Source organism: Achromobacter maghribensis, from assembly GCF_057334215.1.
In genome coordinates, this window is record NZ_JBHFII010000004.1 from 1 (window position 1) to 19,733 (window position 19,733).

Annotated in this window: 15 protein-coding genes and 1 pseudogene; 10 read left to right on the forward strand and 6 right to left on the reverse strand. The window is 65.2% G+C overall.

Annotated elements, in window-relative coordinates:
* From ACE039_RS00770 to ACE039_RS00785, 4 genes and pseudogenes are all read left to right on the forward strand, one after another.
* Positions 1 to 201: pseudogene (locus tag ACE039_RS00770) on the forward strand (hypothetical protein); the annotation flags it as partial.
* Positions 202 to 576: 375 nt separating this feature from the next.
* Entirely contained in the window at positions 577 to 1,107 is a 531-nt protein-coding gene (locus ACE039_RS00775) for a GbsR/MarR family transcriptional regulator (RefSeq protein WP_485821385.1), read from the forward strand.
* A 112-nt stretch (positions 1,108 to 1,219) separates the two neighbouring features.
* Positions 1,220 to 2,476, forward strand: coding sequence for an SDR family oxidoreductase (locus ACE039_RS00780; RefSeq protein ID WP_485821386.1), 1,257 nt, complete (start codon positions 1,220 to 1,222; stop codon positions 2,474 to 2,476).
* Positions 2,473 to 2,946 carry a DUF2269 family protein gene (locus ACE039_RS00785; RefSeq protein ID WP_105556153.1) on the forward strand — a complete coding sequence of 158 codons (474 nt, stop codon included), beginning with the start codon at positions 2,473 to 2,475 and terminating at the stop codon, positions 2,944 to 2,946. Before ACE039_RS00780 ends, ACE039_RS00785 begins: the two co-directional genes overlap by 4 nt.
* A 20-nt stretch (positions 2,947 to 2,966) precedes the next feature.
* Here ACE039_RS00785 and ACE039_RS00790 read toward each other — a convergent pair whose 3' ends face one another.
* Positions 2,967 to 4,469, reverse strand: a complete 1,503-nt coding sequence (locus ACE039_RS00790; protein ID WP_485821387.1) for a 2OG-Fe(II) oxygenase — start codon at positions 4,467 to 4,469, stop codon at positions 2,967 to 2,969.
* Between ACE039_RS00790 and ACE039_RS00795 the strand changes: the two genes are divergently transcribed.
* Entirely contained in the window at positions 4,468 to 5,217 is a 750-nt protein-coding gene (locus tag ACE039_RS00795; RefSeq protein ID WP_485821388.1) for a TetR/AcrR family transcriptional regulator, read from the forward strand. The genes ACE039_RS00790 and ACE039_RS00795 overlap by 2 nt on opposite strands.
* A gap of 4 nt (positions 5,218 to 5,221) precedes the next feature.
* On the opposite strand, the gene ACE039_RS00800 is transcribed toward ACE039_RS00795, so the two are convergent.
* Together ACE039_RS00800 and ACE039_RS00805 are read right to left on the reverse strand one after the other, a co-directional pair.
* Positions 5,222 to 6,526 (reverse strand): pyridoxal phosphate-dependent aminotransferase, encoded by a 1,305-nt coding sequence (locus ACE039_RS00800; RefSeq protein ID WP_485821389.1) that lies wholly within the window; start codon positions 6,524 to 6,526, stop codon positions 5,222 to 5,224.
* 204 nt (positions 6,527 to 6,730) lie between these two features.
* Positions 6,731 to 7,624: a LysR family transcriptional regulator gene (locus ACE039_RS00805; RefSeq protein ID WP_485821390.1), complete on the reverse strand. Its 894-nt coding sequence runs from the start codon at positions 7,622 to 7,624 to the stop codon at positions 6,731 to 6,733.
* A gap of 91 nt (positions 7,625 to 7,715) precedes the next feature.
* Between ACE039_RS00805 and ACE039_RS00810 the strand changes: the two genes are divergently transcribed.
* Together ACE039_RS00810 and ACE039_RS00815 are read left to right on the forward strand one after the other, a co-directional pair.
* On the forward strand, positions 7,716 to 8,144 hold the full coding sequence (locus ACE039_RS00810) for a DoxX family protein (protein ID WP_485821391.1): 429 nt from the start codon (positions 7,716 to 7,718) through the stop codon (positions 8,142 to 8,144).
* Between the two features lie 42 nt (positions 8,145 to 8,186).
* Positions 8,187 to 8,597 carry a nuclear transport factor 2 family protein gene (locus ACE039_RS00815; RefSeq protein ID WP_485821392.1) on the forward strand — a complete coding sequence of 137 codons (411 nt, stop codon included), beginning with the start codon at positions 8,187 to 8,189 and terminating at the stop codon, positions 8,595 to 8,597.
* An 84-nt stretch (positions 8,598 to 8,681) separates the two neighbouring features.
* On the opposite strand, the gene ACE039_RS00820 is transcribed toward ACE039_RS00815, so the two are convergent.
* Positions 8,682 to 9,575, reverse strand: coding sequence for an AraC family transcriptional regulator (locus ACE039_RS00820; protein ID WP_448713163.1), 894 nt, complete (start codon positions 9,573 to 9,575; stop codon positions 8,682 to 8,684).
* A 285-nt stretch (positions 9,576 to 9,860) separates the two neighbouring features.
* Between ACE039_RS00820 and ACE039_RS00825 the strand changes: the two genes are divergently transcribed.
* Together ACE039_RS00825 and ACE039_RS00830 are read left to right on the forward strand one after the other, a co-directional pair.
* Positions 9,861 to 10,601 carry an SDR family oxidoreductase gene (locus ACE039_RS00825; protein WP_485821393.1) on the forward strand — a complete coding sequence of 247 codons (741 nt, stop codon included), beginning with the start codon at positions 9,861 to 9,863 and terminating at the stop codon, positions 10,599 to 10,601.
* 41 nt (positions 10,602 to 10,642) lie between these two features.
* Entirely contained in the window at positions 10,643 to 11,404 is a 762-nt protein-coding gene (locus ACE039_RS00830) for an SDR family NAD(P)-dependent oxidoreductase (protein WP_485821394.1), read from the forward strand.
* Positions 11,405 to 11,464: 60 nt separating this feature from the next.
* On the opposite strand, the gene ACE039_RS00835 is transcribed toward ACE039_RS00830, so the two are convergent.
* Positions 11,465 to 12,544 carry a sensor histidine kinase gene (locus ACE039_RS00835; RefSeq protein ID WP_485821395.1) on the reverse strand — a complete coding sequence of 360 codons (1,080 nt, stop codon included), beginning with the start codon at positions 12,542 to 12,544 and terminating at the stop codon, positions 11,465 to 11,467.
* An 81-nt stretch (positions 12,545 to 12,625) separates the two neighbouring features.
* Between ACE039_RS00835 and ACE039_RS00840 the strand changes: the two genes are divergently transcribed.
* Entirely contained in the window at positions 12,626 to 13,312 is a 687-nt protein-coding gene (locus ACE039_RS00840) for a LytR/AlgR family response regulator transcription factor (RefSeq protein ID WP_485821396.1), read from the forward strand.
* A gap of 40 nt (positions 13,313 to 13,352) precedes the next feature.
* On the opposite strand, the gene ACE039_RS00845 is transcribed toward ACE039_RS00840, so the two are convergent.
* Entirely contained in the window at positions 13,353 to 19,598 is a 6,246-nt protein-coding gene (locus ACE039_RS00845; protein WP_485821397.1) for an autotransporter outer membrane beta-barrel domain-containing protein, read from the reverse strand.
* Between the last annotated feature and the right edge of the window lie 135 nt (positions 19,599 to 19,733).

The window sequence follows — 19,733 nt, forward strand, 5'->3', positions numbered from 1 at the left end:
GAGGCCTCTGACCGCGTAAACGATGATGTCAAACAAGAGTACCGGCAGAACCAGGCGAAAGATGCGGCGGTCGCCGGGATGGTGGTGGGCGGCTCCCGGCAGCGTCAGGATCGCCGCGAGACGGCGCAGACCAATGCGGCCGTCTCCTCCGCCTATAGCAGTTGCATGCAGCAGCGCGGGTATCAGGTCACCACGCCCTGAGCGGCCTTCTCGCAATGCCGTAGCGCCTGGCGCAGGGCGGTGTCTACCGACCGCAACGACATGCCTAGCCATTCTGCGGCATCGGCGCGGCTGCGCCCTTCCACCCGCAGGCGATCAGCACGGCGCACTGCCGGCGGGGCAATCCCTCCATGACGTGCGACAGCGCCGACAGCGCCGACCGGCCCTCGGTCACGGCCTGGGGGGCCCGGCGTCTCGTCGATCAACTCGGGAAGCCCCGCGCCACAGGCTTGCTGAACGCAAGCGCATCGCGTCAAACGGCTGACCAGGCGGGTTTCGCCCCGCAGGCCTAGAAGCCCTTTGGTTTCTGTTATTTCTGTCTTGACAGAAATAACAGAAACCTCCTACAGTGGCCCCATGAAACTGACTCCGATCGCCGAACGATTCATCCTCCACTGGGGCGAGATGGGCTCGCGCTGGGGCGTGAACCGCACCGTCGCCCAGATCCACGCCCTGCTCTACCTGCTGGGCCGTCCGGTGCCCGCCGAGGAAATCGCCGACACGCTTGGCGTTGCGCGCTCGAACGTCAGCAACAGTCTCAAGGAATTGCAGGCTTGGCGCCTGGCCCGGGTCGTCCACGTCATGGAAGACCGGCGCGACCACTTTGAAACGTCCACAGATATCTGGGAGCTGTTCAAGCTGATCGTCGAAGGCCGCCGGCAACGCGAAATCGATCCCACGCTGACCATGCTGCGCGACAGCCTGGCCAGCCCGGAAATCGAAAACGAAAGCCGCGCCACCGAACAGCGCGTGCGGGAAACACTGGAATTCCTGGAAATCCTGACGACCTGGTCCAACGAGATGCTTCGCATGAAACCCGAGACGTTGATGAAGACGCTGGGCATGGGCGCAAAGATCAGCAAGACCATGCGGCGCACCAAGGCTTGATCTCCGGGGCGGGACCAAAAGTCCCGCCTTTTTTTCAGCGTCAATTTCTGTCTATACAGAAATAGCAGAAACAAGAGAAAGACATGAACGACTTACCCATCAAGGCGGCGGCATGAACATCCTGGTCTGCGGCGCGAACGGATTTGTCGGCCGGGCGCTTTGCGACGCCTTGGCGCGCGACGGCCACCGGGTGCTGAAAGGCGTGCGGGTAGCCGCCCGGCCGGACGAAATCGCTATTGATTACATGAAGGACACGCATCCGGCTGCCTGGACAGACCGGCTGCGCGGCATCCATGTGGTTGTCAACGCCGTCGGCATCCTGATCGAGAACGCGGGTGCCACCTTCGACCGGGTCCACCGGGCGGCGCCAATCGCCTTATTCGACGCCGCCCGCATTGCCGGTGTCCGGCGCATCGTGCAACTGTCGGCATTGGGCGCCGAGCACGGCGAGACGCCCTACTTCCAAAGCAAACGCGCGGCCGACGATCACCTGCGGTCGTTGCCTGTGCCGCACCATATCTTGCGTCCGGCGTTGGTCTATGGCGAGCAAGGCGCGTCGGCGCGGTTCTTCCGCGCGCTGGCCACATTACCGATACATCCGCTGCCGGGCGGCGGCCGCCAGTTACTGCGTCCGATCCTCGTGGACGAGCTGGCCGAAATCGTCGCGCGGTCGCTGCGCGCTGACGATGTCGACCCTTCCGTGCTGAACCTGGTCGGCGGCACCGAGGTCGAGTTTCGCCAGATGCTGGCCACCTACCGGGGCGCCATGGGCTTTGCACCGGCGCGGCAAATTTGCGTGCCGGCATGGCTGGTATCGGCCGGCGCGGTGCTGCTGAACCGATTGCCGGGGTCCTTGTTGACGCGCGACACCTGGCAGATGCTGCGCGCCGGCAATACGGCCGCCAGCGCGACGACGACCCGGGCGCTGGGGCGTCCGCCCGCCGGCCTCGAATCCTTCATCGAACCCGCCAATGCGCTGACCCTGCGCCATCAGGCGCTGGCGGCATGGCGCCCGGGCCTGCTTCGCGGCGCATTGGCGCTGATCTGGCTATGGACGGCCCTTTGCAGCGCCTTCCTCTATCCCGTGGCCGGCAGCCTGGCGTTGCTTGAACCGGTTGGCGTGCAAGGCGCCGCAGCACTTGCGGCGCTGTACCTGGCCGCGGGGCTGGATTTCGCGCTGGGTGTCGCCACGCTGTGCAAGCCCGGCCGGCGCCTGTGGGCCGCGCAGTTGTGGCTGGTGTCGGGCTACACGGCCGTGATTGCCGTCGCCTTGCCCGAGTTCCTGTGGCACCCGTTCGGCCCGGTCCTGAAAAATGCCGCCGTCATTGCGCTGTTACTGCTTCTGCTTACCGAGGAACCCAAGCCATGAACGTATATCTGACAGTCAAGACCCTGCATATTCTGTCGTCGGTGCTGCTGGTGGGCACCGGCTTCGGCACGGCCTTCTACCTCTTCTTTACCAACCGGACGGGTTCCATCCCGGCGATCGCCGCCGTGTCGAAACTGGTGGTCCGGGCCGATCTGTGGTTCACCACGCCTGCCGTCGTGTTCCAGCCCCTGTCGGGCCTCTGGCTGGCGCATGCCGCCGGCTGGCAATGGACCACGCCCTGGGTCAGTCTGTCGATCGCCTTGTATCTGCTGGCGGGCGTGTGCTGGCTGCCGGTGGTGTGGCTGCAATACGAGATGTCCAAGATGGCCGCCACCGCCCACGCCTCGGGTCAGGCCACGTTGCCGGCACGCTACTGGCGCTTTGCGCGGTGGTGGGAATGCCTGGGCTACCCCGCCTTCCTGGCCATGGTCGCGGTGTACTTCCTGATGGTCCTGAAGCCGGCGTTATAAGCCCGCGCAAGCCTCGTTGTTTAACCGCCGTTGTTCAACCAGCGTATTTGGCCGTCATACGAACAACTCAGGATACCCTCGCCCATGGCCATGACATCCGTCGTGAAGTTCCGGCTGCGCTCGGCGTGAAGCGGTGTGCAGCCGGGCATCGCCCACAGCCGTGTCTGGTTGTCTTCGCCTGCGGACGCAAGCAGCGTGGGGGACAACCACCGCACTCGGCGCACAGCGGCGCCGTGCGCGGCGAACGAACGCAATGTCGTCCAGGTGTCGCCATGCCGCTGCCACAGCACAAGACTTCCGTCGATACCCGCGGTCGCGATGTGCCTCTCATCGTCGGATACGGCCAAGGAACGCAGGGCAACCGGCCCCGGCAATACGTGCAGGCATGCGCCGGTTGCCGGGTGCCAGATCCTGACATCGCCGTCTTCGGACGCCGATGCCAGCCGCCCATCCGGCATCTTGTCCACGGCCCAGACCCAACCGTCATGCCCTTTCAGCGCGCCGCATGCGCCCCCTTTCGCGTCCCACAGGTTGATGTGCCGGTCCGCGCCAGCCGTGGCGATCGTGCCGCCGTCCAGCGCCACCACGCTCAGCAGCGCGGCCGCATGCGCCGAGTCCACAACATGCAGGCAGCGTCCCGATTGCCAGTCCCAGATCCGCAACGCGCGGTCGCGAGAAACCGATGCCAGACACCGGTCGGACAAGCGCGCCAACCCCAGCACGGACTGCGTGTGCCCATTCAGGGTGCGCAGCAACGTGCCGTCCCGATGCCATACGCGGATCGAGGTATCGCGCCCGCCGCTGGCGAAGATTTCCGGGCTTAGTGGTTCCAGCGTCCACACATACCCCTGGTGTCCCGATTCAAAGGTCGCCGCTGCGGCGTGACCCGCCCCTTCCGGTGCGCGATAAACGACGTCGCTGCGCAAGATGTATTTCGTCCCCGCCGTCACGCGCGCGCCAGCATGCCAAAGGCGGTGATCGAAAACGATCAAACTGCCTGCCTGTGGCGTCACCGTGGCGATCGGTTCGCCGTCGCCGGCGTGCGCGGCTTCATAGAACTGGGTGTCGCCTCCCTCGCATGACGCGCCATCGCTGAGATAAACCAGAAAGGTCAGGCGCGATTGCAGGCTCCGGCTGCGATGATGCACGCCATCCTGATGCATGTGAAACACCTGCCCGGGACGATAGCGGCACAAGCGGAACCGTTCATTGATCGAATCCAGCGTCCAGGGCAAGGCCGACGGTTCTGTCTCCGCCAGCGGCATGGACGCGGGCACGAAACCTTGCAACCGCGCGAACATTCGAGAGGCCAGATCCGGGGAATCGAGCACTTGGCGATCGTTGTTCCGGTAGGACGGCGGGTAATCGCTATCGGCTCCTGCGTAGCCCCGAGCCTCGCTTTCCGCGATCAGGCGGTCGCACTCTTCCGTGGAAAGAAAGCCGGGTATCACTTTGCAGAACAAGCTGCCGTAGGGCAGCGGGAAAAAGGGTTTGGCGGCGCGGTGGGCGGATGGGTTAGACATGGCTATGGCCCGATCAATGGCATTGTTTTATAAATTGGTTGAACAACCAATATTGAAAAATTACACCTCTACGGCGCTTCGCGCAACTAAAATTGGTTATCTACCCAACTATGACACCCCCGCCATGGCCCGAAGCCCCAACACCGAAGCACGCCGCGCTGAAATTACGCAAGCCCTGCTCACCGTCATTGCACGGCATGGTTATGAGAAGGCGACGATCCAGTCCATCGCAAGCCAGGCCGGCCTGGCGCCAGGTCTGATCCACTACCACTTCAAGAACAAGCAAGAAATCCTGTTGTCGCTCATCGACATGCTGGCCGAGGTTGCGCGTAGCCGTTTCACGCGTATCTGCGATGCCGCCGCGGCGCCTGGCCTGCGGCTGGATGCCTACCTTGAAGCCCGCCTGGGCAGGGGCGAAGGCGCGGCGCCGGATGCGGTCGCGGCGTGGGTCATGATCAGCGCCGAGGCCGTGCGCCAGGAAGAGGTGCGCGCGGTGTACAGCCAGGTGATCGCGCAGGAACTGGCGATGGTTACGGAATTGGTGGTTGCCGCCTTGCGCGAGCAGCAGCGCGACACTCGGGGCGCACGAACGCTCGCGGCGGGCGTGCTTGCCCTGATGGAGGGGGCATTCGGGCTATCCAGCGCCACCACCGCCGTGATGCCGGCCGGGTATGCCGCGAAAGCGGCCAAGGACTTTGCGCATATGGCTATCGCGGCTGCCCCCCCGGCCCGGCACGCCGGCCGTTAACGCTTCATCCGGCCTTCGCCGCCAGCTTGACCGGCGCATCGACAGCCTGCTCCGCCGGATCGGCATCCACGGAAACCAACCGTTGCTTCGCATGCTTGGCGCGGTAATCGCCCAGGAACTTGGCGATGCGGCCGATGGCTTCCCGCAGATCGGCCTCGTGCGGCAAGAACACAATGCGGAAGTGGTCGGGGCGCGACCAGTTGAAGCCCGTGCCCTGCACCAGCATCACGCGCGTGGCTTCGAGAAGCTGCAGGAAAAACTGGCGGTCGTCCTGGATGGGATAGACCTCGGGGTCCAGCCGCGGGAACATGTACAACGCGGCCTGCGGCTTGACGCAGCTGACGCCCGGGATGGCGGTGATCAGCTCGTAAGCCAATTCGCGCTGGCGGTGCAATCGACCGCCCTCGCGCACCAGGTCATTGATGCTCTGATAGCCACCCAACGCGGTCTGGATCGCCCACTGGCCCGGCACATTGGCGCACAGCCTCATGTTGGCAAGCATATCCAGGCCTTCGATGTAATCACGGGCCGCGCCCTTGTCACCCGAGACCACCATCCAGCCGGCGCGGTAGCCACAAGCCCGGTAGCTCTTGGACAGCGAATTGAAGGTCAGCGTCAGCACATCGGTGGACAGGCTGGCCAGCGCGGTGTGCTGGACGTCGTCGTACAGCACCTTGTCATAGACCTCGTCGGCCAGGATGACCAGTCCGAATTCACGCGCGATGTCGACGATTCCCCGCAGCACGTCATCGGGGTAGAGCACGCCCGTCGGGTTGTTCGGGTTGATGACCACGATCCCCTTGGTGCGCGGCGTGATCTTGGCGCGGATGTCGTCCAGGTCGGGAATCCAGCCGTTCGCCTCGTCGCACAGGTAATGCACGGGCGACCCGCCGGACAGGCTCGTCACCGCCGTCCACAGCGGGTAGTCCGGCGCGGGCAGCAGGAGTTCGTCGCCATCATCGAGCAGCGCGTTGGTCGCCATCGCGATCAGGTCGGAGGCGCCGTTGCCCAGATAGATGTCGTCCAGTGTCACGCCCTGCGTGCCCTGCGCCTGGGTGTAGTGCATGACCGCCTTGCGCGCGGCGAAGATGCCCTTGCTGTCCGAATAACCCGCCGAGTTGGGCAGGTTGCGGATCATGTCCAGCTGGACTTCTTCCGGGGCATCGAAGCCGAACGCGGCCAGATTGCCGATATTGAGCTTGATGAGGTGCTGGCCTTCGTCCTCCATCTGCTTGGCCCGATCCATGATCGGGCCACGAATGTCATACAGGACGTGAGCGAGCTTGCTCGATTTTTTAAGGGTCTTCATGGACGGGTTACCGTGAGATGCGCGCCTCGCAGGGTCGGGCGCTTGATCAACCAGGTCATTAATCACCGGATGGCGACCAATGATAGCCGCCTGACGCCAACCGCCGCTGATGTTCATGGGCCGCGCGGTCCCACACCCTTAAGAATCAATGACTTAGGCACTTTTCATGGTCAATGGTGCGGCCCGCATCGACATGGCGGCTGGCTAACGCGATTCCATGAGCCGTTCGAGAAACCACCGGCCTGCCGGGCCAGGCGGCGTGTCCTTTCGGTAAACCGCGAACATCGCTATTGGCGGCGTGCGAACTTCGAAGGCCGCCAGCCGCAGCCGGACAAGCGCGCCGGCATCCAGGTCAGCCTGCACCATCGCCAGCGGCATGTGCCCCCACCCGAATCCGGCGCGCAAGAACGCGTGCTTGGCACCAAGGTCCGCAAGCCGCCATGTTTGCGGAGAAAAAACGCCGAAGGTCGTGCCGTCGGTCAGCGCCGTGCGGTCGGTCAGCACCAACTGCACGTGCTCCTTCAAATCGCGCGGCTGGATCAGGCCATCACGAGACGCCAGCGGATGTGAAGGCGCGGCAACCGTCACCATGGGCACGTCCAGCAGTTTTTCCGCTTCCATGAGGTCTGGAATAACCGGCATTGAACCGCTGATGCCAATCCGGCACGTTTGTTCAATAACCGGTTGCATGACGGCGCCCAGCGCTTCTACGTAGAGCCGAAGAGGCGTGTGCGGAAACACTTTTCGGAATGCGCCGACCGCATCGGTCAGCGATGACATCGGGTACATGACGTCGACCACTACGGACAGTTCTGGCTCAAGCCCTTCCGCCATCGCGCGCGCCTTCGATTTGAAGCCGTCCATCCCACTGACCACCGTGCGCGCCTGAATCAGTAGCGCGGCGCCTGCTTCGGTCAAGCGTGGATAGCGCCCTGTGCGATCAAAGAGCCGCACGCCCAGCTGACCCTCCAAGTTCGCCAGGGTATGACTGACGACGGATTGGGCGCGCCTTAGCTTCCGGCCCGCTGCCGAAAAGCTGCCCTCGTCGGCGGCGGCGATGAAGGTGCGAAGCTGATCAAGCGAGACGGCGTCGAGCATGTATCTGCCAATTAGATAGATAGCATCGAAAAATATAGGCTTCATGGATAGGAGTCAAGATCCTAAGCTTCGAACATCAACTTCTACAAGGATGTTCACCATGAATTCGGCCCCCAACGCCGCTACCGCACTTCCCTTCATCGGCCGTGTCTTGATGGCCACCATTTTCTTGTTCAGCGCGCTGGGCAAGATCGTGGCTCCCGATGCGAATCTGGCATACATCGCATCGATGGGGCTCCCGGCCCCCGTGCTCGGCCTCGTGGCTGCGGTGATGCTCGAACTGGTCGGTTCAGTCCTGCTTGGGCTTGGCTATCGGACCCGTCTGGTGGCAGCTTTACTCGCGGCGTATGCCGTCGCCACCGCTCTCATCTTTCACCATGCGCTGGCGGACCAGAACCAGTTGTTCCACTTCCTCAAGAACTTGGCCATGGCAGGCGGACTTTTGCAGGTGGTGGCGTTCGGCGCAGGCGCGTTCAGTCTGGACAACCGTCGCACGCCCGTTGCAACGGCCGCCGTTTGATAATCGCTTCTCGGGAACACGATCATGCATAGCGCAGCGACTTTGTTGGAACAACATTTCCAGTGGCTGGTTGACGACAACCAGCAATGGCAAACACTGATCCATGACGACATCGTATGGGACTTGCCTTATGCGCCCAGCCTGGGCCATCCGTTGCAGCTTGACGGCCGCGAGGCGGTCGTCAGGCATGCGAACTGGTTCAAGGGTGCCGTCACCCATTTCCGCTTCTTCGATATTGAAGTCACTGCAAGCGACGATCCGCATAAGGCCGTTGCACGGGTGCGCGCCGAAGGACGGGTCCCCGAAACGGGCCGCATCTACCAGCAAGAGTATGTCGTCTTCCTGACAGCGCGTGACGGACGCATCGCCCATTTGCGCGAGTACTTTGATCCGGTCAAGGCCGCGCTGGCATTCGACGCGCCAATCGCCGGCGTCGCGGCAAAGCGCGGTTGATGTCCCGGCATGCCAAGCCCTTGAAAAGAGCATGACCGCCACGTCCCAGGATGGCTATCCTGGGCGTGGCCCGATAGCAAGAACTTAGCCGCCGAAGCGGACCGCGGGAGAAAGCGTGAATGATTCGCGCATGTCGCGGACTTCATTCAACGGCGTCCGCCCAAACAGGCGCTTGAACTCACGGCTGAACTGCGGCGCGCTTTCGTATCCAACGCGAGCCGCTGCCGCGGCGGCTGTCACCCCGTCACGTATCATCATCAGCCGCGCCTGATGAAGGCGAGTCGACTTGATGTACTGGATCGGCGAGGTCTGCGTCACCGTCCGAAAGTTGGCGTGGAACGCAGGCACGCTCATCCCGGCCTCCTGCGCAAGACCTGCAACGTTCAGCGGCTTTGCGTAATCCGTGTGGATACGCTTGAGGGCCCGCGCCACACGCCCAAATCGGCCGTGGTGGGCAAGCGCGGCACGCATCGCGCCGCCTTGCTCGCCAGTCAGTACCCGATAGCAGATCTCGCGCACCAGGCTGGGCCCCAGCACCTGTGCGTCAAGCGGGTCCGTCAAGGCCTCCAGCAACCGTAACGTGCCGCTCTCAAGGTGCCCCGCCAGCCGCGTGGAGGTAATGCCGGCGGGCGGCGCATCGGGATGATTGCCGGCCGACCCGATCTGTGTGATCAGGTCGCTAAGTTCCAGCAGGTCCAGGCGGATGGACACGGCAAGCATGGGTTCCTCTGGCGAGGCCTGCGTTTCGGTGGAAAACGGTAACGGCACGGACAGCACAAGGTAATGCTGCGCATCGTAGACATATACCTCGTCGCCCAGGAAGCCTAGCTTTCGCCCCTGGCAAACGATCACGATGCTGGGTTCATAAAACACGGGCGTGCGTCCTAGCGGGCGGTCCGACCGCATCAGCCGCACGCTGTCCAGCGCGGACTGCGTGTAGCCCTCGTTGGGCGCCAGCGTCTCCAACAAGCGAACCATCTTGATCGAAGCGGCACTTCGAACCTTGCTCACCGCCTTCTCCCCTTTATCGCGTCACGCGCCATTCTAGCGTTTCCCTGGCGGCCTGCACCAGCCAAGGACGATAGGAATAGGCAATAACGGGATCGGTCCGTGTATTCGCCCAAAGCGCGGAATTCCCTAACATTCATGCACCGGATGATGAATGAACAAGCTGTAGCGCGGATCAAAACCTCTCAGGCGCGACGCCGCCATTCCATCCCGGGTACACCCGAAGATTCCCATCGAAAAATAGGATTATTCAACATGGCACATTCCTCGAACGAATCGAAAGTCATCCTGATCACCGGCGCCAGCAGCGGAATCGGCGAGGCAGCCGCGCGCTTGCTTGCCGCGCAAGGGCATCGGCTGGTTATTGGCGCGCGCCGCACCGAACGGCTGGCCGAGCTGGCGAAGTCGCTGCAGGAAGCAGGCGGAATCGTCCAATACCGCGAGCTCGACGTCACGTCGGCCGAGAATGTCGCGGCGTTCGCGCGCAATGCGCTTGATGCGTTCGGCCGCATCGATGTGCTGATCAACAATGCCGGCGTGATGCCGCTTTCGCCGCTAAGCGCGGTGAAGGTCAATGAATGGGACCGGATGATCGACGTGAACATCCGAGGCGTGCTGCATGGCATCGCGGCCGTCCTGCCGACGATGGAGCAGCAGGGTAGCGGCCAGATCATCAACATTTCTTCGATTGGCGGTCTTGCCGTGTCGCCCACCGCGGCCGTCTATTGCGCCACGAAGTTCGCCGTCCGCGCCATTTCCGACGGACTGCGCCAAGAGACGGACAAGATTCGCGTCACGGTGATCTGCCCCGGCGTCGTGGAATCCGAGCTGGCCGATTCCATCTCCGACGAAACGGCGCGCTCGGCCATGCAAGCGTTTCGCCGTATCGCCATCACCCCCGATGCCATCGCTCGTGCAATCGCCTACGCGGTCGAGCAGCCGGCCGACGTCGACGTCAGCGAGATCGTTGTGCGCCCCACCGCCAGCCCCTTCTGAACGCACGGCGGCCATCGTTCACTTTGACAAGGAAGATCACCATGACTTCACGCAGTACTGAAACCGGCGCCTTCGCGGGCAAGGTCGCCATTGTTACCGGCGCGGCCAGCGGTATTGGCCTGGCCACCACCCACCTGCTGCATGCCGAGGGCGCCAGCGTTATCGCGGTTGATCGAAGCCGCAATATCGAGGCACTGGCACGGCCGGGCATCATCCCTCTCGTGGCCGACGTGGCGCACGAAGAAAGCGCCGTGCAGGCCGCATCAATGGCGGTTGAACGCTTTGGCAAGCTCGACATCCTGGTGAATAACGCGGCCATCATCATCAACAAATCCCTTGTGGATATGTCGTTGGAGGACTGGAATCGCGTTCAGTCGGTAAACGTGACCGGCGCATTCCTGTTCTCACGCGAGGCGATGCGCGCGATGGTCCCGGCGGGAAAGGGCGCCATCGTCAACGTGGGTTCTTACGCCTGCTATCAGGCTTTCCCGCAGATCTCGGCGTATGCCGCCTCCAAGGGCGCGTTGGCGCAGCTGACGCGCGCCCTGTCGCTGGAAGCCATTGAGCACGGCATTCGCGTCAACGCGGTGGGCTCCGGTGACGTCATCACCAACATCACCAACCATATCCACGCAGACGGTCAGGCGTTCCTTGCCGAGCATGGCAAGAAAGCGCCCATCCGCCGCGCGGCGCAGCCGCAGGAAATCGCGGAAGTGATCGCGTTCCTTGCTTCGGACAAAGCCAGTTTCATCCTTGGCGCCGTCGTCATGGCTGACGGCGGCATGAGCGTGGCGCTTGCCTGAATCCCCGCTGGGTCATCCTCATGAATACGCCCCGCGGCCGGAATCCACCGGTATCGCCGACTACAGCGCCGCGGGGCTTCCCTTCAGCTTGATCTCGGCCACGGTACGGTCACCGCGCTGATCCAGCGAGAACGCGTATCTGTCGGCGTACCGCAGGGCCAGGCGGCGGCAGAGATTGCCCAGCCCGCCCCCGCTCTCGACCAGATCGAACGGCGCCTGCAACTGACCCGGGTTATCCACCTGGATGATCAGCTCGTCGCCATGAAGCCGGGTGCGGATGTGGATCACGAACCGGTCATGCTCGGCCCGCATGCCGTGCTTGACCGCGTTTTCCGCCAACCCCTGCAGCGTCATATGGGGAATGTTGATCTGCAGCGTGGCCGGGTCGATCTGGCATTGGCAATCAAGCTGCTTGTCAAAGCGCAGGGCCTGTATCCGTATGTAGGCTTGGGCGGCCTCGATCTCTTCTTCCAGCCGGCTCAGCCCGCGCCCGCGCCGGTCCAGCGAATACCGCAGGTAGTCGGCCAGGCGGCGCGTCATCTCTTCGGCGATGGCCGGGCGTTCGGCGATTTCGGCGACGATGGTGTTGAGCGAATTGAAAAGAAAATGAGGCTCGATCTGCCGCTGCAGATGCTCCAGCTCCAGCTGCAGCGAGCGGGTCTCGGCCTTCATCTTGGACATGCGCTCGGTGCGCGCGGCCAGCTCGGCCGACACACCGAAGTAGATCAGCGTCCAGATGGAGAGTATCCCCATGTAGTAGATGAATCCCAGGCGGTACTGATTGCCTGGCAGCACCCGCATCGATCCCGGCGGGAACAAGTGATGGATGGCGTAGGCGACCGAGCCCAGCAACGCCGAAGCGGCCAGGCACAGCAGCACCGCGCAGGCAAGCACCAGGATGGGCGCGTCGCCCTTGCCCGACCGATGGCCATGCAGCGCGGCCGCGGCGCTAGTCAATACGAATGCCAGCGGCTCCAGTGCCAACGTCAGCCAGAACGCGGCGACGGCATTGCCGAACACCGCCAGGCGGATGGAATACCCGACCAGCGCAAGAAAGATCCACCCGACGATCTGGGCACGCCAGAAGCCCGGCGAAGACTCCCCTTGGCTCAGCCCCTGGCTGACGGATGTGAAGATCATGGACACGGCTGTGGCCTTATATTTACCCGCGTATCGGACCGAGAGAATATACTCGCCCCAACCCGGGCGCCTGAGAGGAACATGCTACGCGTGCTTATCGTCGACGATGAAGCCCCGGCGCGACGCTACCTGCGCCGGCTGCTCGAAGCCGCGCCCGGCGTCCAGGTGGCGGGCGAAGCCGCGACCGCCGAGCAGGCCCGCGGGCTGATCCGGGACCACAATCCGGACGCCCTTTTCCTGGATATCGAACTGACGTCCGGCACCGGATTCGATCTGCTGGACAGCCTGGACCCCGCGCCCGCCGTGGTCTTCGTCACCGCCCACAACGACTACGCCACGCGCGCCTTCGACGTCGAGGCGGTTGACTACCTGCTCAAGCCGGTCAGCCCCGACAGGCTTGAACAAACGCTGGCGCGGCTGCGCCCGCGCGCCACCGGCTACCTGTCCATGCGGACACGGTCCGGCACAAAGCTGATCAAGGTTGAAGAGCTGACCATCGTGCAGGCGCAAGGGGACTATGTGCGCCTGTGCAGCGCCGCCTACGCGAACGAGCTGATGCACATCACGCTCAAGCGCCTGGCCGCGCAGCTTCCCTGCCCGCCCTTCTGCGCCCTGTCGCGCTCGGTCATCATCAATCTGGCGCATATCTCGCATTTATCGCAACTCCCTGGCGCGCAGACCGAAGTGATGTTCATCAACGGCGTCGCACCCATCATCCTGGGCCGCGTTGCCTCGCTGCGCCTGCGGCGGGCGGTGGCCCAGGCGTAGGGCCCGCGCCGTCGCGGCGGCCCACCGCCCCCGCGTGCGCTCAGAACGGCACCATCACCTTCAGCGCCGCGCTGTGGCTGCTTACGTGCTCCGAGAAGCGGCCTTCGTATTGCAAGCGGAAATTCACGCTACCCGCCTTCATCACCTCGAGCCCCGCGCCTACCTTGCCGACCACGTCATCGACCGGCAGCGAGGTGTCGAAGGCGCCAGTGCCCTGCGGCGCGCCGCGCAGGCGCGCACTGGAAGTCCAGTCGTCCTGCGACAGGAAGGACGCGCCTGCATACAGGAATGGACGCAGCATCGCGCCGTTCTTCAGTTCCGCGCGGCCACCGATTTCGATCATGGGCGACAGGCCCATGACGAACTGGTCGCTGCCGTCGACCGCCAGCGCCAGCGGATTGGAACCCGACTCCGTGTACGCGGGCATGCGGCTGTAGCTGAAGTCCAGGTCCACGTAGGGCTTCACATACATATTGCTATGCGCGAAGGTGCGGGCGGCACGCAGGCGCGCATTGAAGCCGTAAACGTCGGGCCGGCTGGTCAGGGTCTCCTGATAGCCGGCAATGTCGATGCCGCGGTCCATCCGATAGCTGCCATAGCCGCCGCCCAGGGCCGCCGAGAAGACCCACTGTCCCGCTTCGCGCTTCAGCACTACGCCCGCGTAGCCGCTGTCGCCATTGCCGCTGACGTTGCCGTCGCGGGCGCGCACATGGCTGCTTTCGTACGCCATGGACCCGCCAAGGAACCAGCCGGGGCCAAGGCTGCGCTGGCCGCCGAATTGATACGTGACGGTGTCGAAACTGAAGCCCGAGGTGCCGCGGCTGCCATCCTGATTGGTGGCGCGGCCGCTCACCTGGCCCCAGAAGCAATTCTGCTCGCCGGTCATCGCATCGGCGCCCGTGAAAGTGGGGCACGACATCATGGTGTTGGTGAACTGCCCCAGGTTGGCCGCGGACTGCGCTGCTGGCGCGAGGGTCACGCCCGGCGACAGGTTGGCGACGCTGTCACGGTAGGCGCCAGCGCCCTGGCGCGAGGCCAGGTCCAACTGCGCGAACAGCGGTGCCAGCGCCGAGTTTCCGCCCGCGTCCCAAATTCGCTGCAGATTGTTCGCGACCTGCCCCTGGTTCGCTTTCAATCCCATGGAAGAGGCGTTGAAATCCGCCGATTCGACCCGAATGCGGGTTTCCGGCCCGACCTGGCGCGTTTCGTAGTCAAAGACCGGGCTGTCCACCGCCGTAAGCGTCCCCTGCGAGCGCCCCTGCACCGTCAGCACGGACAGTTCGCGCTTGGGCAGCAACGCCTGCGGCAGCACGTCCATGCCGCCGGCAAGGTTGGCGTCGCCCTCAACGACCATGTGCGAGGCGCGTAGCGTGTCGAAGTCCACGTCGGCACGCAGCACGCCGCTGCCGGACTGGGTCAGGCTGCCGCTGACCGTCAGGGTCTGAAACTGGCCAGGCTTGCCGATCACGATCAGCCCGTCGTTGCGGACGTTGGCGTTGTAGGCAACGGCGTCGGTGGCCAAGGCGCCGGCGTTATTGTTCAGGACGCAGGCATTGCTGCCGTCGGCATTGGCGCACAACGTGCTGCCGGACAGCGTGCCGTAGTTATCGATGGTCAGCATGGAACCCGATCCGGTGCCGTACTTTCCGTCGTAGCGCGCGGCCACGCCCGACAAGGCGCCCAGCGAGGCGCCTGCATTCACGACCAGCTGGTTGCTTTTTCCGGACGCAATCCAGACGCCGCTGCCGGATCCCGTGCCACCCAGCACGTCGCCGCTGACGACGACGGAAACCGCGCTGTTGGGGGCAGTGCCGCTGTCGCTTTGGGCGAATATGCCCGCCGACCCCGCGCCCGTGGCCAGCAAGGCACCCGACTGCTGGACCTTGACACTACTTGAATAGCCGCCCTGCTGCCCGATGGATCCCGCGAATCCGCCTTGGGGTCCCCCTGCAAGACCGCCGCCGCCACCGATTGATTGCGCGATGATGCCATGCGAATTGGCGCCGGCCGTCGTCAGGCTGCCATTGAAAGCAACGCTGACCCAGTTGCCCCCGCCGCCATTGGCGTTGACCGTAAGCGACTGCCTGGCGAACCCCGCCGGATTGAATTGAATCGCTTGGGACACGTCGCCCAAGATGCCCCCGCCCCCGCCGATGGATTGGGCGACGATGCCGTGCCCGCCGGCGCCTCGCGTCGCAATGCTGCCGTTCAGATCAAGCTGCACCGGGCTGGCGTTCGCGCCAGCGGAGCTGTTCAGCAGGCTGCCCAGCTGTATCGTGCCCATGCCGCTTGCCGCGCCCGTGGTGGCGATGCCGCCGCCGGCGCCGATGGACTGCGCGACGACGCCCATCGCCCTGGCGCCATAGGTGTTCAGGTTCAGGCCAGCGGAAACCGTAACGGAGCCGCCGATACCGTAACCACTGGCGTTGCCCGCGATCATGCTGAACTGTTGGGTGCCGGGATTGGCCGCCGAACTGGCGCTGCCCGCCATGGCGATGCCTCCGCCGCCGCCGATCGATTGCGCGACCAGGCCGTAGGCGCTGTCGCCCTTGGTCACGATGGAGGCCCAACTCCCGCTGGTGACGGTGATGGCGCCGCCGTTGCCCTGCACGCCGCCCAGCAGCATCTGGCCGCGCGCTTGCGGCGAACCCGAACCCGCCATCCCGCCACCGCCGCCGATGGACTGCAGCACTACCCCCGCCGCGCCATAGCCTTCAGTGTTGAAGGCGTTGACGCCGTCGCCGTTCAACCAGGCCGTGATCGCGCCGCCCGTGCCGCCGCTGCCGCCGCTGCCCCCCACCGCCAAGGTCACATTGGACCGGGAGACGCTGGAGGACACCGTGGATGCGCCGCCCACGCCGCCGCCGCCGCCGATGGATTGCACCACCGCCGCGTCGGCATAGTCGCCATAGGTCTGGGTCGAGGCGCCCAGGATGGCGGGCGCGCTGCTGCTTCCGATGGCGCCGCCGTTGCCGCCCGCTCCGCCCGTTCCGCCCACGGCCACATTGAACTGGTAAGTGGTTCCGGAATCGTTCACCCGGGGCAGCGAAGAGGACGCGCCGCTATCGCCGCCCACGGCGCCGCCCAGGCCGCCGGAGCCGCCAATGCTCTGTGCCAGCAGGCCGTCGGCGTCGGCGCCATAGGTAGTGATATTGCCGTCGCTGTTCAAGTTGACGGCGCCCCCGCTGCCACCGGCGCCGCCCCCGCGGCCGACGGAGACCGAGCCGTGGACGTCCGTCGTGCTGTCCTCTTCAGTGGCGCTCACCTCCAGGCCCACCTGGCCGCCCTGTGACGCCCCGCCGCCGCCGCCGATGGACTGCACCAGCGCGGCGCGCGCGCCGTCGCCATGCGTGATGACCGAGCTGGTCGGGTCTATCGTCAGGCCGGCGGTACCGCCATTGCCGCCCGAGTTGCCGGTGCCGCCCAAGGCCAGCGTCATCGATACATTGGCATCGGTGTTGACGCTGCGCCCGGTGGCTGATCCCACGCCTCCCGCGCCGCCGCCGCCACCCACGCTTTGCACCAGGATCGCATTGGCGGAATCGCCCGATGTCGTGATGTTGCTGCCCTGCATGACCAGCGTGGCGGTGCCGCCCGAGTTGCCGCTGCCTGCGCTGCCGCCCAGCGCCGTCTGCAGCGATCCCCCGACCGAATCGCCGGTGCCAATCACCGTCGACGTAGCGGAAGCGCTTCCCCCCGCGCCACCGCCACCCCCGATGGATTGCACGATCACGCCCTGCGCGTTCGCGCCGCCCGTCGTAACGCCGGCATTGGTCAGCGTGGCCGTGGCCGTGGACCCTGCCCCGCCCGTGGCGCCCGAACCGCCCATGGCGAAACTGACGGCGACGCCGAACGAGGCGTCCTCATCGGGAACGGCAACGGTCAAGGCCTTGGCCACCGACGCGCCGCCCGCGCCGCCGCCGCCGCCCAGCGATTGCACAAGCACGCCATGGGCGTCGCTTGCGCCGGTCGTCACGCCAGCGTTGGAAATGTTGGCGACTGCGGTGCCACCGGCGCCACCGTTGCCGCCCGTGCCGCCGATCGCGACCGCCATGGAAAATCCCACGCCGGCATCGTAGGCGGACGCGGCGCCACCTGTACCGCCGCCTCCTCCGATCGCCTGCGAAACGATGCCGTAGCCATGATCGCCCCAGGCATAGATGGAATTCCCGGTCAGGTTGACCGTGGCGTGGCCGCCCGCGCCCCCACCGCCGCCCGTGCCACCGATCACGGCCACGCCGTTGGCGCTGCCGCCGTCGCCGCCGCCCCCGCCAATGGATTGGGCCAGCATGCCGATGGCCGCCGAACCGTTGACGCTCAGGCTCCCGTTCTGAGTGATGGTCACCGTGCCGCCGGCGACGGCGCTGCCGCCTCCGCCCCCCACCGAGACAAGCCCGGCGCTGGCGCCCGCCGTGCCCCCGCCCCCGCCGATGGCTTGCGCCACGATGCCGTGCGACGAGGTGCCAAAGGTGGTGATGGCGGTGCGGCTATCGATATTGACCGTGCCGCTGTTGCCGCCGTTGCCGGCATCGGCGCCGGCATTGCCGAACATCTCGAAGTTTCCCGTGGTGGTGCCACCGATGCCCCCCATCGACTGGCCGAGGATGCCAATCGAATAGTCTCCCTGGGTTCTGATCGTGCCGCCGGCCGCTCCCGTCGAGGCATCGCCGGTCGTCACACTGATCGCGCCGCCGGCGCCGCCCACGCCGCCGTTTTCCGGCGTGAAGTCGACCAGGCCGCTGCTGGTCTCCACGCCGCCGCCCGTGCCGCCCACGCTGCGCGCGGCAACGCCGTGGGATTGCGTGCCATCGGTGGTGATGCTGGCGCTGCCATTCAAGCCGACCAGGACGCTGCCGCCGTTGCCGCCATTGGCGCCGTTGCTGTTTTCGCGTCCGGGGCCGCCGTTGCCGCCCTGGCTGATCACGCTTACGCCGGGCAGGTAGTTGCCGCTGGTCGTAATCGACGAGCCGTTGTTCAGCGTGACGGTCGCCGACGAAAGCGCCGCGCCTCCGTTGCCGCCGCGCTCGCCCGTGGTGTTGGTGCTGGTCATTGGCCCGCCGCCGCCGTCTCCCCCCAGGCCCACCATCACGATGCCGCCAGACAGCGACGCCAAGGTCGTCGGTTGCGACAGGGAATAACTGGTGACCGAAATCTGGCCGTTGTTGACGGCCGCCATGGTGCCGAACCCGCCCCCCTGCCCGCCGTTGTCGCTGCCATCGCTGGAGGTAAACCCCGCATTGCCCTGGCTTGCGACATACAGCCCGCGCACGCCATTGGTCAGGAGGTTGCTGGTGGCGCCGCCAGAAACCCCCACATTGACCAGTACCTTTCCGCTGTTCGTGATGATCGTGGCGGCCGCCGGGTTTCCGCCGCCGCCCGTGCCGCCCCAGCCGTTATAGACGCCCCCCGCGCCGCCCAGCGATTCCGCGCCGATGCCCCAGGCGTAGCGGCCCGCGCTGCCGGACGACACCGAAACCGAGCCGGTATTGGTGATATTGACGATATCGCTGTTGCCGCCGTTGCCGCCCACCTGATCGCTGCCCACCGCGCTCATCTGCGTACCGCCGGCGCCTCCGATGCTGGCCCCGTAGATGCCCACGCCGCCATAAGGCAGGTTCTGCATCTGGACCTGTCCGCTGTTGCTGATATTCACGGCCGATCCATTGCCGCCGCCGCCCCCGCTGCCACCACCGAAGTTATCGGGCGGCGTGCCACCCGTGCCGCCCACCGACGCGCCGTAGATGCCGAACTGCGCGCTGTAATCGTCCCAGACACCCGGCGCGGTCCCCTGCGGGGTCTCCGCGGGAGAAACGTTGGTCTCGGCCGATCCGTAGTTGGTGATGGTGATCGCGCCGCCCCAGCCGCCAAACGTGCCGGCGTCCTTGCCATCCGGTGACCCTGTGCCGCCCTTCAGGCGCACCAGCAGCGCCGCTTGCAAGGGGTTAGGCCCCAGGTAGCCGCTGTTGACGACGATGTAGTTGCCGCCATAGCCGCCGTTGTTGGTGCCGGTGCCCGTGCCCCCGGTGTAGTCAACGGTCAGGTTGCCGCTCTGGTTCGAGGCGACCGTGCATGTCGTCGTGCTGGAAGAGGACGAACTTGGCGACGGACAGGAAATGTCGGCCATCGCCGGCTGGGCCAGAATCAGGCCGATGGCGGTCATCGACATCGAAGAAAGCAGCCCAAGAGCGGAGCGCGCGGGCCGCGCGGGCCGCGCGGGCCACGGGCTCGGCTCGAATACGGCGGCGACACTTCTGCGCGCCGTCAGGTTGGCAGTCAGCTGCTTCATCTCTGGTCCTTTGCGGGCAGCCGCTCGGCACAATCGGACCGGCGGCTATTTCAAATTAAGTCGAAGACGTGTCGATTTAATTCGGGGCCCAGAGATAAGGCATTATTTTTTCGACGAATCGTGGATTTTCTTCGT

Excerpts from the sequence above, each read along its gene's own strand:
- ACE039_RS00780 (WP_485821386.1), top strand. The coding sequence starts at position 1,220 with ATGAACATCCTGGTCTGCGGCGCGAACGGATTTGTCGGCCGGGCGCTT.
- ACE039_RS00805 (WP_485821390.1), bottom strand. The coding sequence starts at position 7,624 with ATGCTCGACGCCGTCTCGCTTGATCAGCTTCGCACCTTCATCGCCGCC.
- ACE039_RS00825 (WP_485821393.1), top strand. The coding sequence starts at position 9,861 with ATGGCACATTCCTCGAACGAATCGAAAGTCATCCTGATCACCGGCGCC.
- ACE039_RS00820 (WP_448713163.1), bottom strand. The coding sequence starts at position 9,575 with ATGGTTCGCTTGTTGGAGACGCTGGCGCCCAACGAGGGCTACACGCAG.
- ACE039_RS00785 (WP_105556153.1), top strand. The coding sequence starts at position 2,473 with ATGAACGTATATCTGACAGTCAAGACCCTGCATATTCTGTCGTCGGTG.
- ACE039_RS00845 (WP_485821397.1), bottom strand. The coding sequence starts at position 19,598 with ATGAAGCAGCTGACTGCCAACCTGACGGCGCGCAGAAGTGTCGCCGCC.
- ACE039_RS00840 (WP_485821396.1), top strand. The coding sequence starts at position 12,626 with ATGCTACGCGTGCTTATCGTCGACGATGAAGCCCCGGCGCGACGCTAC.
- ACE039_RS00810 (WP_485821391.1), top strand. The coding sequence starts at position 7,716 with ATGTTCACCATGAATTCGGCCCCCAACGCCGCTACCGCACTTCCCTTC.
- ACE039_RS00795 (WP_485821388.1), top strand. The coding sequence starts at position 4,468 with ATGGCTATGGCCCGATCAATGGCATTGTTTTATAAATTGGTTGAACAA.
- ACE039_RS00775 (WP_485821385.1), top strand. The coding sequence starts at position 577 with ATGAAACTGACTCCGATCGCCGAACGATTCATCCTCCACTGGGGCGAG.
- ACE039_RS00800 (WP_485821389.1), bottom strand. The coding sequence starts at position 6,526 with ATGAAGACCCTTAAAAAATCGAGCAAGCTCGCTCACGTCCTGTATGAC.
- ACE039_RS00830 (WP_485821394.1), top strand. The coding sequence starts at position 10,643 with ATGACTTCACGCAGTACTGAAACCGGCGCCTTCGCGGGCAAGGTCGCC.
- ACE039_RS00790 (WP_485821387.1), bottom strand. The coding sequence starts at position 4,469 with ATGTCTAACCCATCCGCCCACCGCGCCGCCAAACCCTTTTTCCCGCTG.
- ACE039_RS00835 (WP_485821395.1), bottom strand. The coding sequence starts at position 12,544 with ATGATCTTCACATCCGTCAGCCAGGGGCTGAGCCAAGGGGAGTCTTCG.